This window comes from Arthrobacter sp. Bi26 (assembly GCF_918697925.1).
GTDB lineage: Bacteria > Actinomycetota > Actinomycetes > Actinomycetales > Micrococcaceae > Arthrobacter.
In genome coordinates this window covers 1-1,663 of the sequence record NZ_CAKKMF010000202.1, presented here as the reverse complement: position 1 = coordinate 1,663, position 1,663 = coordinate 1, and the positions used below count along the sequence as shown (strand labels likewise).

General features: G+C 68.1%; 1 protein-coding gene. It reads left to right on the top strand.

Annotated elements, in window-relative coordinates:
- Positions 1-1,663 (top strand): acetate--CoA ligase (gene acs / locus LQV16_RS23445; protein WP_229996223.1); only part of this gene is annotated, 1,663 nt, incomplete at both ends.

The following is a 1,663-nucleotide window of genomic DNA, read 5'->3' as shown; positions in this document are numbered from 1 at the left end:
ACCCGCACCTACACCTACGCACAGCTCACCGAGGAAGTGAAGAAGGCCGCGAACGCCTTCGAGTCGCTGGGCGTGGCCAAGGGCGACCGCGTCGCGGTCTACCTGCCCATGATCCCCGAGGCCGTCATCACGCTGCTGGCCTGCGCCAGGATCGGCGCCATCCACTCCGTGGTCTTCGGCGGCTTCTCCGCCGAGGCCCTGCGTTCCCGGATTGACGACGCGGAGGCCAAGCTTGTGGTCACGGCCGACGGCACCTACCGCCGCGGCAAGCCCAGCGCCCTGAAGGCCGCCGTCGACGACGCGTTGTCCCACACGGGAAATGGCGACGGCCACACCGTGCGGAACGTCGTTGTGGTCAAGCGCAACGGCCAGGACGTGGACTGGCACGAGGGCCGGGACCACTGGTGGGCGGACACCGTCGGCGCCGCGTCGGCCGAGCACACCGCCGTCGGGCACGACGCCGAACACCCGCTCTTTATCCTCTACACCTCCGGCACCACGGGAAAGCCCAAAGGCATCCTGCACACCACCGGCGGCTACCTCACCCAGACCGCCTACACGCACAAGGCGGTCTTCGACCTCCACCCGGAGACCGACGTCTACTGGTGCACCGCCGACGTCGGCTGGATCACCGGGCACTCCTACGTCGCCTATGCCCCGCTCATCAACGGCGCCACGCAGGTCATGTACGAAGGCACGCCGGACTCCCCGCACCAGGGCCGCTGGTGGGAGATCGTGGAGAAGTACAAGGTCTCCATCCTTTACACCGCCCCCACCGCGATCCGCACGTTCATGAAGTGGGGCAAGGACATCCCGGCCCGGTCCGACCTCTCCTCGATCCGCGTCCTCGGCTCCGTCGGGGAACCCATCAACCCCGAAGCCTGGATGTGGTACCGCGAGGTCATCGGCGCCAACGCCGGCAAGAACGGCGAACGGAAGCAGAACCCCGCACCGATCGTGGACACCTGGTGGCAGACCGAGACCGGGGCACAAATGATCGCCCCGCTGCCCGGCGTCACGGCCACCAAGCCCGGCTCGGCCCAAGTCCCGCTGCCCGGCATCGCCGTGGACGTCGTGGACGAGCTCGGCGAATCGGTGCCCAACGGCCACGGCGGCTTCCTGGTGATCCGCGAACCGTGGCCGGCCATGCTGCGCGGGATCTGGGGCGACCCGGAGCGGTTCAAGGAAACGTACTGGTCCCGCTTCGAGACCATGTACTTCGCCGGCGACGGCGCCAAGAAGGACGAGGACGGCGACCTCTGGCTGCTGGGCCGGGTCGATGACGTGATGAACATTTCCGGCCACCGGCTCTCCACCGCCGAAATCGAGTCCGCCCTGGTGTCCCACCCCGCGGTGGCGGAAGCCGCCGTCGTCGGAGCCGCGGACGAGACCACCGGCCAGGCCGTCGTCGCCTTCGTGATCCTTCGCGGCGATGCCGTGGACTCCGGCGACGACACCGTCCAGGAACTCCGCAACCATGTGGGCAAGGAAATCGGTCCGATCGCCAAGCCCAAGACCATCCTTGTGGTTCCCGAACTGCCCAAGACCCGGTCCGGGAAGATCATGCGCCGCCTGCTCAAGGACGTCGCGGAAGGCCGCGAGGTCGGCGACGCGACCACCCTGGCGGACAACACAGTCATGGCCCAGATCGCCCAATCCCTGA